We start from the raw sequence: 15,214 nt of genomic DNA, 5'->3' as shown, positions 1-15,214 counted from the left end.
GCGTCTCAGTCTCCGTAATTCGTGTCGGCTTAAGCCTGATGTTGTTGCATCAGCTTGATAAAATGGTCAAACAGTTCAGAGGCTTCATGCGGGCCTGGGCTGGCCTCGGGATGCCCTTGAAAACTAAATGCCGCTTTATCAGTACGGTGGATCCCTTGCAGGGTGCCGTCGAACAGCGATTTATGGGTAGCGCGTAAATTAGCCGGTAAGGTGGCTTCTTCAACCGCAAAACCATGGTTTTGCGCAGTGATTAACACGCGCTGAGTGTCTAAGTTTTGCACTGGGTGGTTAGCACCGTGGTGACCATGGCCCATTTTGACCGTTTTCGCACCACTGGCTAACGCCAACAGTTGATGACCTAAACAGATACCAAACACCGGAATGTCTGTTTCTAAAAAGGTTTTGATCGCCTCAATGGCGTAAGTGCAAGGTGCTGGATCGCCTGGACCATTCGATAAGAAGATCCCATCGGGGTTCAGCGCTAACACCTCAGCAGCCGGTGTTTGTGCCGGTACCACGGTGAGTTTACAACCACGATCCGCTAACATACGTAGAATGTTGCGTTTAACACCGAAATCGTAAGCAACCACATGAAACGGATGTTCTGTAATGGTTTTGTGGCCCTCACCTAACGTCCAACTGCCTTCAGTCCACTGATAAGGGGCTTTAACGGTCACTTCTTTGGCTAAGTCCATCCCCGCTAAACCTGGGAAAGCCTTAGCGTGTTGCAAGGCAACCGCGGCATCCAGATTATCACCTGCCATGATGCAGCCATTTTGAGCGCCTTTTTCACGAAGGATGCGAGTCAGTTTGCGAGTATCGATGTCGGCGATGCCGAGAATGTTGTGATTTTTAAGGTATTGACTAAGCGAGAGTTTATTACGGAAATTACTGGCTAACAGCGGGAGGTCACGGATAATAAGGCCTTTGGCCCATACCTGTCCGGATTCCTCATCTTCCTCATTCGTTCCGGTGTTTCCTATATGAGGATAAGTTAGTGTTACAATTTGTTCTGCATAAGAGGGATCAGTTAATATTTCCTGATACCCGGTCATCGAGGTATTAAACACTACCTCACCAACAGAAACTCCTTCGGCGCCAATGGCTGTACCGTGAAATACGGTGCCGTCTTCCAGTACGAGCAGGGCGGACTTAGTCAAAATAACCTCCAAACAGCAAAAAACGGGTGAAAACCACAGACGTTTTACAACCCGTTTTGACCTAAAATTCTGATACCCGTATTTGCCTTCGCCTAATGATCTCAAAGAACCAGTCGCGAGCGAGATAATTTCTCTGCTTACAGGCAAACCTCGATATTTTAGGCGATCAGCGCGAAATTAGCCATGATTTTTTTGTTATTTTACAAAAACACAGCCTTTAACATTATTTTTAGCTAAATGCCGCAAAAGTTTAATCTAACTGCGGCAATCCGAGCACTTGTTGCATGGTATAAAGTCCTGGCTGTTTATTTTGCAACCACAAAGCAGCACGCAGTGCGCCTTGCGCAAAGGTGTTTCGGCTGGAAGCTTTGTGGCTTATTTCCAGTCTTTCACCAATATCAGCGAATAGTGCAGTATGATCGCCAATAATGTCACCGCCTCTTACCGTAGCAAAACCAATAGTTTGCTGTGAGCGCTCACCAATCATGCCTTCGCGACCATACACCGCAACCTCGGCAAGATCGCGATCTAAGCTGCGCGCAATGCTCGCGCCAATGGCCATCGCCGTACCCGAAGGCGAGTCTTTTTTAAAGCGATGATGCGCTTCAATAATTTCAATATCGGCCGTATTCCCCATCACCTTGGCGGCAGTTTGCACTAAATGCAGCATTAAATTCACACCAACACTCATATTAGGGGCCCAAACAATGGCGATATGCTGACTGGCTTGTTGGATTTGCGCATACTGCTGATCCGTTAAGCCGGTCACGCCAATGACCATGGCTTTACCTGCAGCCACAGCGAGCTGTAAGTGCGCCAACATGGGTTCAGGCATAGTAAAGTCGATCCATACATCGGCTTTTGCTACAGCGTTAGCAGAAGTCGCTTCTAATGGCACACCCACAGCACCACAACCGCTTAATTCGCCAGCGTCTAGGCCTAAGACAGCAGAGCCACTACGCACCGTTGCTGCCGTTAAAGACAATTGTTGTTCTTTTGCGACACTGACCAGCGCCCGCCCCATACGGCCATTAGCGCCAAAAATACCGATCGTACTCATCACTTACTCTGCTGTTCATCTGAATATTGACTATTAGACCAAAAAACAGCGACAGATAGAAGAAAGAAGTGTAGCCGCCTGAAATGAAAGACGGCTTTTATTTGAAATGGCTTACAGCGCCAGTTGCAGAATACGGCGAGACACCTCGGGTGTAATATCTTGATGTTCGCCTAATGCCAGCATGTTGTGCTGCACTAACTTGCTCACTAACTGCTCTATCGCTTCAGCTTGTATGCCATAATCGGCTAAACGCGTCGGTATCCCCATGCGCTCGAAAAAATAACGCGTATGACTAATGGCTTCATCAATTAAACGCTCTTCATCTTGATGCTGTAACTGCCAGACCCGCGTTGCATACTGCAACAGCTTTTCGCGCTTTTGGCTGCGTTGCTGTTGCATTAAAGCCGGTAACACTATGGCTAAGGTTTGTGCATGGTCCAGGCCGAACAAAGCAGTAATTTCATGGCCTATCATATGCGTTGCCCAGTCTTGCGGTACACCTTGGCCAATTAAACCATTTAACGCCATCGTTGCGGCCCACATGACATTGGCGCGCACAGCATAGTTTTGTGGTTCAGACAGTGCTTTGGGCCCTTCAGCAATTAAAGTTAATAATAACCCTTCTGCAAAACGATCTTGCACCGGCGCATTCACCGGATACGTTAAATATTGCTCCATCACATGTACAAAGGCATCGACCACACCGTTTGCCACTTGTTTCGGCGGTAAACTGTACGTCACGGTAGGATCAAGAATGGCAAACTGTGGGTAAACTAATGGGCTGGAAAACGCCAATTTTTGTTTGGTTTCATAACGCGTAACGACCGAATTACCATTACTTTCAGAACCGGTGGCCGGTAACGTTAAAACACAACCAATCGGCAGCGCTTGCTCAACGTTGGCGCCTTTTGCCAAAATATCCCAAGCATCACCCTCAAATAAAGCGGCGGCAGCAACAAATTTAGCGCCATCAATCACGCTACCCCCGCCCACCGCTAGAATGATGTCTATTTTCTCACGACGCGCAATATCGGTGGCGCGCATTAACGTTTCAAAATTAGGATTAGGCTCAACACCCGAGAACTCGATAACCTCAGCCGCCTGCAAAGCTGTGGTCACCTGCTGATAAACACCATTGGTTTTGATCGATCCGCCACCATACAACAGCAACACTTTTTGCTCTGGTGTAATTAATTCTGCCAGTTGCTTTATCTGATCTTGGCCAAAAAGAATACGAGTACTATTTTGATAAGAAAAATTAAACATGTTGAACTCCGCTAATACCAAGATGATGTGCAGCAAACTTAATGCGAGCGTTACTGCACAGATTCAAGGTTTAGCGGATAATAAGTGGGGTGAACAGTACCGTGTTAATGAATATTTTTGAGTTTAAGCTGATTTTTACGGAGCATCAGCAAAACAAAGCCAGCAAAAATAAAGAACATTGCTGGTTCAGGTACTTGTTGATAAACGGTTTGGCCACTGTTCAATAAAACAAAAGCCTCCTTTCCTAAAACACGATGTGCCGCAGTTGTCGGATGAATTTCATCCCAAAATAAGTATTGATTGGCGTTTGAACAGCTGCGCTCTGCAGGAAAAAAACCACCTGTAACAGAACGACATTCATCAGAAGTATTGGTAAACCCTACGGATGCGGGATCATTGAGAATATTACTAAAAATTGAATATACGTCGAGCATGTAAATATCAGCTGTGGAGCTTTTAGCTAAATCAATCAACATATCATTTAGTAACGTATTCCATAATACTGAGACCTCAGTACCAGATGAGCTGTTACTTGTTCTAGCAAACTCAGGTATCAACCCTAGATTGGGTAAATTAGGCACTAATAATGTCATTGCGCCATTAACTAACATACCCGACAACATATCTTTGAATCTATTAACCGCGCTGGTAACTGCCATTAACGGATTTGCCGAGCCCACCAATGCTCGCATATCGTTACCTCCCGCCCAAGCGATATAAAGAGCGTCAGCGTCAAATGGCGATGAACCAAGTCGATTAAGATATTGTTGGTATTGATTCAAAACACCCGTTGAAACACCGGTATCGTTATTGATTTGAGCGCCACCATAAGCAAAGTTATTGCCACCGGCAGTAGAGCGAGAAGTTGGAAGACCAAGATCGGTACTTAAATACTCATGCCAAAGTATCCCATTTGAAAATCTTCCATTAGGACCATAACCTGCTAAAGCGGCAACCGGCCCAAAAGTCCCCAAGGGTACTGTCGCACGTGTATTTCCTGTATCTGATAAGCTATCACCAAATATATATACATCTGAAAAAATAATAGCCGCATTTACCGGTGCAAAAACAAATATCAGCTGAAGTAAGATTAACTGCTTTATTTTTTTTAGATTGAGTAGAGTCATACCGAGTCCTTGCTAAATTATATTAATTATAAGCCCTAATAGGCGATCAAATAATAAGCAATTACCGTGCCCGGCGTAACATTTTCGTCGCATCACTTACATATCAAGCCATTCAGTTAACATTGAAAGCCTGCTAAATTTTAGAGAAGCCTAATTTTGTAAAGATTTTGGACACAAACCAACTTCTCTAACATGGAAAATGTTAAATATGTTGAATCATAACCTTTAAAGATCATTGCCTCGCAACTGCCTGACTTGCTGCTCTAACCCAGCAGCACTGACCTGTTCAGCAGCAACACTGGGGCCGACATGCAGCTTTACCCTTGACCAAAAACGACCTTTAATTTTAAATGCGCCTTTGCCATGGTGACTAAAGAACGACCCCCATAATCCTTGCAGCGCCATCGGCACCACAGGTACAGCCGACTCAGCAATAATTCGCTCAATACCCGGGCGAAACCGATCAATTTCCCCATCTTTGGTTAAGTGCCCTTCCGGGAAGATGCAAATAACATTTCCCTCAGCTAACTCGCGCGCAATCGCCGAAAAGGCAGCTTCATACACAGCTTCATCTTTATGCTTACTGCAAATCGGAATGGTTTTTGCTGCTCGAAACAGTAAATTGGCCACGGGGATCTTAAAAATACCCTGATCCATAACAAAACGAACGGGTCGGCGCACCGCACCCGCAATTAAAAGAGCATCAACATAACTCACATGATTAGCGACTAAGACGACAGGCCCCTCAGTTGGGATATGCTCTAAACCGCTTGCTTTAACGCGATACAGCGTGTGGCTTAATAAGTAAATAACAAAGCGCAGCGCAAACTCCGGCACTTGGCTATAAACGTAACCGGCAACCACGGCGTTCATCAGCGCTAGAATTAAAAAATACTGCGGAATACTTAGCTCAAATACCGTTAAGAACACAATGCCGGCGATAGCACTTACCACCATAAACAGCGCATTAAAGATGTTATTAGCGGCAATCATGCGGGCGCGCTCGGTAGGATTAGCTCGTTGCTGTAATAACGCATACAAGGGCACAATAAATAGCCCTCCAAACAACCCAATTAAACTCAGATCGAGTAACACCCACCAGCCAAAACTGCTGCTTAAAAACGCCGGTAAGCTTAATAGCTCAGATGACACTGTTGCGGGGGTACTAAAATATAAACTGATACCAAAACACGTTAAACCGATAGAGCCAATGGGTACGATACCCAGTTCGACACGCTTACCCGACAAGCGCTCACACAACAAAGAACCTATACCCACACCGACAGAAAACGCCACCAGTAATGCGGTAACGACGGTGTTATCGCCTCCTAAAACGGTTTTGGTAAAGTTTGGAAATTGCGTTAAATAGCTGGCACCTAAAAACCAAAACCAACTAATGGCCATAATCGCCAAATATAAAGTGCGATTTTGATAGCTAATTCGCACCGTTGCTAAGGTTTGCTGCCACGGCGCAAAACGAAAGTGAGGCGCATTTTCTACTACCCCCACTTTAGGGATTTGCAAACTCACTAGGTAACCCGTCAGCGCAAAGCAAATCACCATTAAGCCAATCCAGGTATGCGCATTGTTAATACCCACCAATAAACCACCGACGACAGTACCGAGTAAAATAGCAATAAACGTGCCCATTTCTACCCAAGCATTCCCCCCTAGTAACTGTTTGTCCGTTAACAGCTGCGGCAATATGGCGTATTTCACCGGCCCAAAAAATGCCGATTGCGCGCCCATTAAAAACAGCACACCCAGTAAATACACATATTGCTCAAACATAAAGGCCAGTGCCGCCAAACACATCAACCCCACTTCTACCAGCTTTAAACGCTGGATCAGCCGTGTTTTACATAAACTGTCAGCCAAAGTACCGGCAGTCGCAGAGAACAATAAAAAAGGTAAGATAAATAAGCCTGCAGCCAAGTTCATACTGACATCAACACTCCAAGGCATGGCACTGGCAGCGCCGAAGGTGAGAAGCAGCATCAAGGCGTTTTTAAATACATTATCGTTAAACGCGCCCAAGGCTTGAGTAAAGAAAAAGGGGATAAATCGTTTAGATGATAGCTTTTGCTGCGGATCCATCACTGCTCCTAGCTAGACAATCTAGCCTTAATAGTTTTTTATTCTGCATCGCTTGCGGTAAATACTTGGTTTTATTATCAAGAATACTTTACCTTAGCGGTGTAAACTCAAATGCACATAGCTGCAACCTAAATGGCCTGCAGCCAACGCGGCCGCATTGACAAGACGTCTGGCCATCTATATATTGCGCAGCCATTTTATGAGGTCGCTAAATTGAATACTGTTGCCACTGTTGGCGCGCGCCGTTCGCTGCTGCCATTACTGTTTTTTATCCTGCTGTTTCTCGGTAGCGGCTTGTATTTCCAAAGCCAAAACGTCGATTATGCGTTCTATCAATTGCCTGGCCATGTCGCGATTATCCCTGCGTTAATTTTAGCCATTTGGTTACATCGCGCGCCGTTAACCCAATCAATAGAGGTGATGGTTAAGGGGGCGGGTAATCATAATATTATTACGATGTGCTTAATCTATCTGCTTGCCGGTGCTTTTGCTAGTGTGGCGACAGCCACCGGCGGGGTTGATGCGGTGGTTAATGCCGGTCTCAGTGTGATCCCGGCACAATTTTTATTGCCCGGTTTATTTATTATTGCGGCACTGGTTTCCACCGCGATGGGCACCTCGATGGGCACAATAGGCGCTTTAGCGCCGATTGCCGTTGGCTTAGCCAACCAAGCGGATTTAGAGCCGGCTTTGGTAGCCGGTGTGTTACTCAGCGGCGCCATGTTTGGCGATAACCTGTCGATTATCTCAGACACCACCATTGCCGCAACTCGCACGCAAGGTGCCAAGATGGCAGACAAATTTAAAGAGAACATTAAAATCGCTCTGCCAGCAGCGTTTTTCACCCTCATCGCTTTTAGCCTAATGACCACTGAACCCACAGCCATTGTCAGCGAAACAGTTAATTGGACTGGCGTGCTGCCCTATGCCGCCATCTTATTTTTAGCCGTAATGGGGCTGAATGTGTTTGTGGTGCTACTGCTGGGTATTTTACTGGCTGCTTTGCAAGGGAGTATTTTTGCAGATTACGCGATCAGCGGTTTAGGTACCGATATTGCTACCGGCTTTGCTAACGTGCAGGAGATTTTCTTACTGGCGATGTTAGTTAGTGCGCTGAGTGAGTTCATCAAACAACAAGGTGGCTTACAGTGGATTTCATCACAAATACAGAAGCTAACCTCAAGTATTAAACTGGCTGGCAACAAAGCCCAGCAATTGGCTATCGCCGCTTTAGCCTTTATCAGTAACCTGTGTATTGCCAACAACACGGTGGCGATCGTATTAACCGGTGATGTGAGCCGCAATTTAGCAAAGCAGCATAAGATCACCCCGAAACGCAGCGCGAGCTTATTAGACATCTTTGCTTGTATCAGTCAGGGCTTGGTACCCTATGGTGCGCAGGCATTACTGTTAGGTGCGAGCTTTGGCATTTCACCGTGGCAGGTCATTACTTATAATTACTACTGTATGTTACTTTTCATCGTGGCACTGGGTGTAATAGTGCTAAGACGCCCCTCTCAAAGCGCCTAATTCTTTTTCGGGCTAAACTGATGCTTACCAAAAATGGCATCTCTTAGCCCGAAGAAGCTTTTCATCGTTAAATGCCCGAGCAAAATATGCAATGGCATTTTTAAAAAGTGGCCGCGGACAAAAGCCAAAAAATGCGCTAGCTTTTGCCGCTTACTGGTTGTCAGCGGATGCTTCGGTAATAAGGTATGCAGAAAAATAAAATCGAGCAAGCGCATACGCCAAGCCGCGGGTTGGCCATTTTCTAGTTGCTGACAGACCCAGCAAGGAACCGTTGTTTGCAACAATTGCTGACAATAACGCACTGCAAGCATAAGCTCGAACTGAAAACCCGTTTCAGCGCTAAGTTTGAGGATTGCGGTCCAATCTTCTTCACTAAAGTCACTAAACAACAGATGCAAATCGGTCAGGTCACGAAAAGCGTTTTTAAAGGTTTCATTAAAAAACAGGTGAATCAAACTATGCAAAGTTATAGCAGGCAAATCCAACACCGCATAGCCTTGATCAGTCGTGATAACATGCCGTTCGAAAGCAGCGATGTTTGGTGCTCGCCCCGACACTAAAGGAACTAGGTTGTGATGGATATCTAATACGGTGCCACGTGCATGATGCCGCACAGGTGGGATCTCATGCGTCCAATTTCGATAATAATGCTCATCATAAGCGGAAATAGGCTCTCCCAAATAACCAAATAATGCTAAACGTTGTTCAATCGCCATGATATTTTGCTTAGGTACGAGCAGATCAATATCGCTAAACGTCCTGCCAAGACCAGGTTTTAGCTGAGGCTGTAAAGCATAGGCAGCACCTTTTAAAAAAACTGGTGTGACATTTAATGGCTCCAGCAAATCAATAAGCTCTTCAGCCTCAGAGTCAATTTGGCGGTACTGTTTATCAGCGAGGATCTCGGCATTTCGTAAATGGTGTTGAGCGTATGCAGACAAGTTTAGGAAAATCTTAGCGCTTTTGAAGCGATAACTATAACGGGCGAGTAATTGTTGATGGCGAAGCACCAAGATAACGTTTACCCATTGTTGAGCATTGAGCTGTAACGCAGATTCGGGTGCAACAAACAACTGACACAATAACTGATTAAACTGCAATTTATAACAACTCCTGCTCTAAGAATTCTGCAACCTCTGATAAATCATTGTAGCGAACTTCAAATACCGGGACTTGTTCCATAATTGACGACAAGGTATCAAAACCTTCTGTACCAATAACACCATAATTAAAAGCATTGTTGGCTAGCTGCATAAAGCCTTGTGTTTGATTTAGTTTATAAATATCTAATTTTGTTTTTTCCGTGTAACAAGGAAAGACTACAGCAACAATCTCAGCAGGTATCGTTGCGGCATGCCAGCTTTCAACTGGTGGAGATAAATGAATCACATCGCCCTTATGTGTTCCCTTTGCAACGCTAGAAAACACTGCATTAGGAAACCAGCTCTGCGCTAATGTTATAGAACGATTTTTCAAACAGATTGGCCGAACAAAGGGTTGAACTGTTCGCGTGCGAGGTAATATCAGCGCCATCTCATCGGATAACAACCGCCAACCATTAAAAGCTAAATACGCAGTTAACGTACTTTTACCAGAGCCCGGTGGGGCTGGGAACAAAATCGCTTTATTGTTTTTTGCTAACACCGCTGAATGTATAACAACATATTGCATTTCATTACAGGCAACAGTCCAGTTCATTCCCCATTCCAGCATGGCGAAAGCCTGTTGTGATTGCAAAGGTTGAAAGGGTTCTAGCTGATCAGAAAAAAAACGAGCCTGAGGTTTTAAAAAACGCCTAATACCAGATGAATGGCGCACTCTTAATTGATAATCTGGTAATTGTTCAGTATTAAACACCGCATGCTGATAAATATGTTTTAGATTTTCGAGAACAAGTGGCAGGTCAGTTTCAATATTAAAGCAAAACGGAGGTAACAGTAATCGCTTAGTAGTTTTCATTCATCAGGCTTATTACAGCTAATTGGAAATTCAATAACTTTTTTTAGCTCTTTAACAGCTAAGACATCGGATAAAAGTGCGTGCTCATTAGCCAGAATTCGGACCATATCTGCAGCGTCAAAAGCTAAACCTAATGTTTCACCGGTGTTGTTATTAAAAAAAACGGTACCAGAACCATCGGAAAAACTGTGAAAAATAAAATTTTTCTTAACTTTTAACAACAACTTAGCTACTCATCATTAAACGTGATAGTCATCAACCATTTTTGATAGCGCCATCCCAGTGCCAGATGGATTCATTAAAGCCTGCTGATATAAATAACTTGCAAAGCTTTGTAACGTCTTGAATTGTTTGTCAAATCCAACGACCGGAAAGGATATTCCGTGAGCCGTACTTCTCGAGTTGTAGCAGTAGCAAGCATTTAAATAAATACAAACTAAAAAATAATTCACATTAGATGGGCCACCCAAACCTTTTTTAGAGCTTTCACCTGGGTTATTTAACACATCTTGTAATGTCCAAATAGTTGTTTTTTTAGTTGCAGGAGAAACAGGGTTACCACCAAAGATGTCTCTAAATTTAGAGCTATTATAATTTTTAGCAGAATTCTTAAAATAACCCGGTGAACGCAACGCAAAATTAACGGTGTCACCCATATCAGAGCCATTGCTAGAAACTGCAATTGAACCTGTTACTCCTGAAGTTCTTGCCCAAACCGACTTACCAGGTATAGATGCAATAACCAAACCGGCACCGGTACGGGTGAGAAATTTACGACGACTTACTTTAGCGTCGTGTTGATCTTTCGGGTTGTTTCCTTGCATATAAACCTTCCTACAACAAGTTGAATTCTGTGAGCTTACAATTAAACATGCAATTTACACACCAAAAATACAGTTCTCTGATTTTTATGGGATTATTATAAACACCATATGAGTGCTATTAGGTTAGTGTAAAAAAAGCTGACGTTATTTAATTACAATAGCTTACCTATAATTTAGCCGGTTTCCGGCAACTTGGCAAATTGCCAGCAGCTTTGCGCTGTGTATAAAAACCATTCGCCTCAGGCATCATGTCTTGTAAGGTCGTAATCCTGGTTTCGGGTACAGGGTGGCTCGATAAGAATTGTGGGCCAGCAGGGCCACTGGCCTTCGCCATATTACGCCATAAGTTAACCGCTTCGCTTGGGTCAAAACCCGCTTTTGCCATTAATTCAAGGCCAATTATATCAGATTCTGTTTCATGGGCCCGGCTAAACGGTAAAGCTACGCCTAATTGCGCACCGACACCTAAGGCCGCCATTAATTCTTGCTGATATTGCACGCCGTAGGCTTTAGAGCCGGCATCGCCTAGGGCTAGGGCCATTTGTAAGAATTGATTGGTAGAGAGCCGCTCATTGCTGTGGCCCGCCATCACGTGTGCAATTTCATGCCCTACTACGGCAGCTAATTGTGCTGGTGTTTCTGCCACTTTTAACAAGCCGGTATAAACACCAATTTTGCCTCCAGGTAATGCAAAGGCATTCACTTGCTCGCTATCAAAAACCACAATTTCCCAGCTTTGTTGCTGATATTCATCAGGGGTCACTTTCAGTAAGGCATTGCTGACACATAACACGTAGCGATTAATTTCAGCATCGTTGCTGATTTTTTCAGCGGCTTTCATTTCTTCGAAGGTTTGTGCACCCATGGTGCTTAATTGCTGGTTATCGTACAACATCACTTGACGACGTCCGGTCGGTGACTCAGCACAGGCCACCAGTAACACGGTACAAATGGCTGACACCAATAATTTCTTTATCATCTTAAATCCTTTTGCAAACTCATCGAACACATTTGACCAGTTTACTCTGCTGGCATAAAAAAACCACCCGATTATGGGTGGTTTATTTTTTTACTAATTAGATTAGTTAGTTAAATCATCAAAAAACTTCTTCACACCATCGAAGAACCCTTTTGACTTCGGCCGATGCTTGGCTTCACTGTCGCCAGCCATGCTATCGTCTAGTTGTCTCAGTAGCTCTTTTTGCCGCTCAGATAAATTCACTGGCGTTTCGATCACCACTTTACACACTAAATCACCGACACCCCCACCACGCACTGATTGCACGCCCTTGCCACGTAGGCGGAACATTTTCTCAGTTTGTGTTTCGGCTGGGATCTTCAATTTAACCCGGCCATCTAAGGTCGGCACATCAATTTCACCACCTAAAGCTGCGGTCGCAAAGCTTAACGGCACATCGCAATACAGGTTGTTACCATCACGCTGGAAAATGGCGTGTTGCCTAACGCTAACCTGCACATACAAATCACCCGCCGGAGCGCCATGCATGCCTGCTTCGCCTTCACCGGTTAAACGAATACGGTCACCGGTATCCACACCCGCAGGGATTTTAACTGCCAGCGTTTTGGTTTTTTCGATGCGGCCTTCACCATGACACTTACTGCACGGATCAGGAATAATCTTGCCACGACCACTACAGGTAGGACAGGTTTGTTGTACCGCGAAAAAGCTTTGGCGCATCGTCACTTGGCCTGCACCATGACAGGTTGGACAGCTCTTGGCTGAAGTGCCTTTTTTAGCACCTGAACCATCACAGCTATCACAACCGACCATCGTTGGTACTTTAATGTCGACTGATTTACCTTTAACGGCTTCTTCTAATGTCAGTTCTAAGTTATAACGAAGATCTGAGCCGCGCTGTGCCCGTGATTGACCGCGACGGCCACCGCCTCCGAAGATATCGCCGAACACGTCGCCGAAAATATCACCAAAGTCAGCATTACCGCCACCACCCGCACCACGATTCGGATCTACCCCGGCATGGCCGAAGCGATCATAGGCGGCTTTTTTCTGGTCGTCAGACAAAATCTCATAGGCTTCTTGCACTTCTTTAAACTTCTCTTCCATGGCTTTATCACCCTGTGTGCGATCGGGGTGAAATTTCATAGCGAGGCGTTTATAAGCCTTTTTGATCTCTTTATCATCGGCGCCTTTAGCGACACCTAATACTTCATAATAGTCACGCTTGGACATAGATCTGTGCTTAATTCTCAGTAAAAGGGCTACAGATTATGCTGCAGCCCGATATGGGTGATAATTACTTCTTGTCGTCTTTAACTTCTTCAAACTCAGCGTCAACAACATCATCGCCACCAGACTGCTGAGCGGTTTCTTCACCACCCTGCTGACCTTTAGCTTGTGCTGCTTCCATCAGTTTTTGCGAAGCTTGTAACAAGGCCTGGGTTTTCGCTTCGATGTCAGCTTTATCGCTGCCTTTCATCGCTTTTTCCAGATCGGTAATCGCGTTCTCGATAGCTTCTTTATCATTGGCAGCTAACGCAGAACCGGCTTCTTCCAGCTGTTTGCGGGTAGAGTGTACCATAGCATCGGCTTGGTTACGTGCCTGCACCATTTCTTCGAACTTTTTATCTTCTTCAGCATTCGCTTCGGCATCACGCACCATTTTATCAATTTCTTCCTCACTTAAACCTGAAGAAGCTTTGATGGTGATCTTTTGCTCTTTACCGGTGTCTTTGTCTTTCGCCGATACGTGTAAAATACCGTCCGCATCTAAATCGAAAGTTACTTCAATTTGTGGCTCGCCACGACGACCTGGGCGAATACCCTCTAAGTTAAATTGCCCCAGAGATTTGTTATCTGAAGCGCGCTTACGCTCACCTTGGATCACGTGGATCGTCACCGCAGATTGGTTATCATCCGCCGTTGAGAACACTTGCGACTTTTTCGTCGGGATAGTGGTGTTTTTCTCAATCAGAGCGGTCATCACGCTACCCATGGTTTCGATACCCAGTGATAACGGGGTAACATCCAGTAATAAAACGTCTTTAACATCACCTGACAGCACCGCACCTTGAATGGCCGCACCAACCGCAACGGCTTCATCTGGGTTAACGTCTTTACGAGGCTCTTTACCGAAGAAAGCGGTAACGGCTTCTTGTACTTTCGGCATACGCGTTTGACCACCAACCAGAATAATCTCGTTGATTTCGCTGACGCTTAAATCGGCATCAGCAAGCGCCTTTTTCAATGGCTCTAAGGTGCGTTGTACTAAATCTTCAACCAAAGATTCTAATTTAGCGCGAGTCACTTTTATGTTCAGGTGTTTTGGACCTGAGGCATCTGCGGTGATGTACGGTAAGTTAACTTCAGTTTGTGAAGCAGATGACAGCTCAATCTTAGCTTTTTCTGCTGCTTCTTTTAAACGTTGCATGGCTAAAGGATCATTACGTAAATCCATGCCCTGCTCTTTCTTAAACTCTTCAACTAAGTAGTTGATTACGCGGTTATCAAAATCTTCACCACCTAAGTGAGTATCACCGTTGGTCGCTAATACTTCGAACGTTTGCTCGCCATCCACATCATCAATTTCAATAATAGAGATATCGAAAGTACCGCCACCTAAGTCATATACTGCAACTTTGGTGTCGCCTTTCTTTTTATCCATACCGTAGGCTAATGCCGCGGCTGTCGGTTCGTTGATAATACGTTTAACGTCTAAACCTGCGATACGGCCAGCATCTTTCGTCGCTTGGCGCTGCGCATCGTTGAAGTAAGCTGGAACCGTAATGACGGCGGCAGTAACCGCTTCACCAAGATAGTCTTCAGCGGTTTTCTTCATTTTTTTCAAGATTTCAGCTGAAATTTGTGGCGCAGCTAATTTTCGGTCTTTTACTTCAACCCAAGCGTCACCATTGTCTGCTTTAACAATTTTGAACGGCATGATTTTGATGTCGCGTTGTACTTCTTCGTCTTCAAAACGACGGCCAATTAAACGCTTGATTGCATACAGAGTATTTTTAGGGTTGGTCACCGCTTGACGTTTTGCTGGTTGCCCTACTAAAACTTCACCATCTTCTGCATAAGCAATGATGGATGGCGTAGTACGAGCGCCTTCAGCATTCTCTAATACTCTTGGCTTATCGCCATCTAAAATAGCCACACAAGAGTTGGTTGTACCCAAGTCAATACCAATAATTCTACCCATAATTTCT

At 44.9% G+C, this 15,214-nt stretch carries 13 protein-coding genes; 1 reads left to right on the top strand and 12 read right to left on the bottom strand.

The annotated features are described in order from the left end of the window. Positions 1–29: 29 nt before the first annotated feature. From carA to LMJ53_RS11955, 5 genes are all read right to left on the bottom strand, one after another. Positions 30–1,160: a glutamine-hydrolyzing carbamoyl-phosphate synthase small subunit gene (carA, locus tag LMJ53_RS11975; protein WP_229586311.1), complete on the bottom strand. Its 1,131-nt coding sequence runs from the start codon at positions 1,158–1,160 to the stop codon at positions 30–32. A gap of 250 nt (positions 1,161–1,410) precedes the next feature. Continuing rightward, positions 1,411–2,220 carry a 4-hydroxy-tetrahydrodipicolinate reductase gene (dapB, locus tag LMJ53_RS11970; RefSeq protein ID WP_229586470.1) on the bottom strand — a complete coding sequence of 270 codons (810 nt, stop codon included), beginning with the start codon at positions 2,218–2,220 and terminating at the stop codon, positions 1,411–1,413. 111 nt (positions 2,221–2,331) lie between these two features. Next, positions 2,332–3,486 carry an iron-containing alcohol dehydrogenase gene (locus LMJ53_RS11965; RefSeq protein WP_229586309.1) on the bottom strand — a complete coding sequence of 385 codons (1,155 nt, stop codon included), beginning with the start codon at positions 3,484–3,486 and terminating at the stop codon, positions 2,332–2,334. Positions 3,487–3,590: 104 nt separating this feature from the next. Then, entirely contained in the window at positions 3,591–4,613 is a 1,023-nt protein-coding gene (locus LMJ53_RS11960) for an SGNH/GDSL hydrolase family protein (protein ID WP_229586307.1), read from the bottom strand. A 225-nt stretch (positions 4,614–4,838) separates the two neighbouring features. Further along, positions 4,839–6,710, bottom strand: coding sequence for an MFS transporter (locus LMJ53_RS11955; protein ID WP_229586305.1), 1,872 nt, complete (start codon positions 6,708–6,710; stop codon positions 4,839–4,841). A gap of 132 nt (positions 6,711–6,842) precedes the next feature. Here LMJ53_RS11955 and LMJ53_RS11950 point away from each other — a divergent pair, with 132 nt between their 5' ends. Then, a complete protein-coding gene (locus LMJ53_RS11950; RefSeq protein ID WP_229586303.1) occupies positions 6,843–8,240 on the top strand; it encodes a Na+/H+ antiporter NhaC family protein in 1,398 nt (465 codons plus the stop codon). On the opposite strand, the gene LMJ53_RS11945 is transcribed toward LMJ53_RS11950, so the two are convergent. The 7 genes from LMJ53_RS11945 to dnaK form a co-directional block, all read right to left on the bottom strand. Next, complete coding sequence (locus LMJ53_RS11945; RefSeq protein ID WP_229586301.1) at positions 8,237–9,340, bottom strand: nucleotidyltransferase family protein; 1,104 nt, start codon at positions 9,338–9,340, stop codon at positions 8,237–8,239. The two genes, LMJ53_RS11950 and LMJ53_RS11945, sit on opposite strands and share 4 nt — an antisense overlap. 1 nt (position 9,341) lies before the next feature. Next, positions 9,342–10,199 (bottom strand): HprK-related kinase A, encoded by an 858-nt coding sequence (locus tag LMJ53_RS11940; protein ID WP_229586299.1) that lies wholly within the window; start codon positions 10,197–10,199, stop codon positions 9,342–9,344. Further along, positions 10,196–10,423, bottom strand: coding sequence for a hypothetical protein (locus LMJ53_RS11935; protein WP_226751190.1), 228 nt, complete (start codon positions 10,421–10,423; stop codon positions 10,196–10,198). Before LMJ53_RS11935 ends, LMJ53_RS11940 begins: the two co-directional genes overlap by 4 nt. 15 nt (positions 10,424–10,438) lie before the next feature. Beyond that, positions 10,439–11,023, bottom strand: a complete 585-nt coding sequence (locus tag LMJ53_RS11930; RefSeq protein ID WP_229586297.1) for a hypothetical protein — start codon at positions 11,021–11,023, stop codon at positions 10,439–10,441. A 166-nt stretch (positions 11,024–11,189) separates the two neighbouring features. Further along, positions 11,190–12,002 carry a M48 family metallopeptidase gene (locus LMJ53_RS11925; RefSeq protein WP_229586295.1) on the bottom strand — a complete coding sequence of 271 codons (813 nt, stop codon included), beginning with the start codon at positions 12,000–12,002 and terminating at the stop codon, positions 11,190–11,192. A 102-nt stretch (positions 12,003–12,104) separates the two neighbouring features. Continuing rightward, the gene (gene dnaJ / locus LMJ53_RS11920; protein ID WP_229586293.1) at positions 12,105–13,235 is read right to left on the bottom strand and encodes a molecular chaperone DnaJ; all 1,131 of its coding nucleotides are present in this window, start codon (positions 13,233–13,235) and stop codon (positions 12,105–12,107) included. A gap of 64 nt (positions 13,236–13,299) precedes the next feature. Next, entirely contained in the window at positions 13,300–15,207 is a 1,908-nt protein-coding gene (dnaK, locus tag LMJ53_RS11915; RefSeq protein ID WP_226751186.1) for a molecular chaperone DnaK, read from the bottom strand. Positions 15,208–15,214: the final 7 nt, after the last annotated feature.

Source organism: Rheinheimera sp. UJ51, assembly GCF_020819615.1.
In the GTDB taxonomy this organism is placed as follows: Bacteria; Pseudomonadota; Gammaproteobacteria; order Enterobacterales; family Alteromonadaceae; genus Alishewanella; species Alishewanella maricola.
Note: the sequence above shows the minus strand (reverse complement) of the source record. Positions and strands in the feature narration are given on the sequence as shown.

Coding starts and splice junctions, on each gene's coding strand:
- dapB (WP_229586470.1), bottom strand. CDS start 2,220: ATGAGTACGATCGGTATTTTTGGCGCTAATGGCCGTATGGGGCGGGCG.
- LMJ53_RS11965 (WP_229586309.1), bottom strand. CDS start 3,486: ATGTTTAATTTTTCTTATCAAAATAGTACTCGTATTCTTTTTGGCCAA.
- LMJ53_RS11925 (WP_229586295.1), bottom strand. CDS start 12,002: ATGATAAAGAAATTATTGGTGTCAGCCATTTGTACCGTGTTACTGGTG.
- LMJ53_RS11960 (WP_229586307.1), bottom strand. CDS start 4,613: ATGACTCTACTCAATCTAAAAAAAATAAAGCAGTTAATCTTACTTCAG.
- dnaJ (WP_229586293.1), bottom strand. CDS start 13,235: ATGTCCAAGCGTGACTATTATGAAGTATTAGGTGTCGCTAAAGGCGCC.
- LMJ53_RS11955 (WP_229586305.1), bottom strand. CDS start 6,710: ATGGATCCGCAGCAAAAGCTATCATCTAAACGATTTATCCCCTTTTTC.
- dnaK (WP_226751186.1), bottom strand. CDS start 15,207: ATGGGTAGAATTATTGGTATTGACTTGGGTACAACCAACTCTTGTGTG.
- LMJ53_RS11940 (WP_229586299.1), bottom strand. CDS start 10,199: ATGAAAACTACTAAGCGATTACTGTTACCTCCGTTTTGCTTTAATATT.
- LMJ53_RS11950 (WP_229586303.1), top strand. CDS start 6,843: ATGGCCTGCAGCCAACGCGGCCGCATTGACAAGACGTCTGGCCATCTA.
- LMJ53_RS11930 (WP_229586297.1), bottom strand. CDS start 11,023: ATGCAAGGAAACAACCCGAAAGATCAACACGACGCTAAAGTAAGTCGT.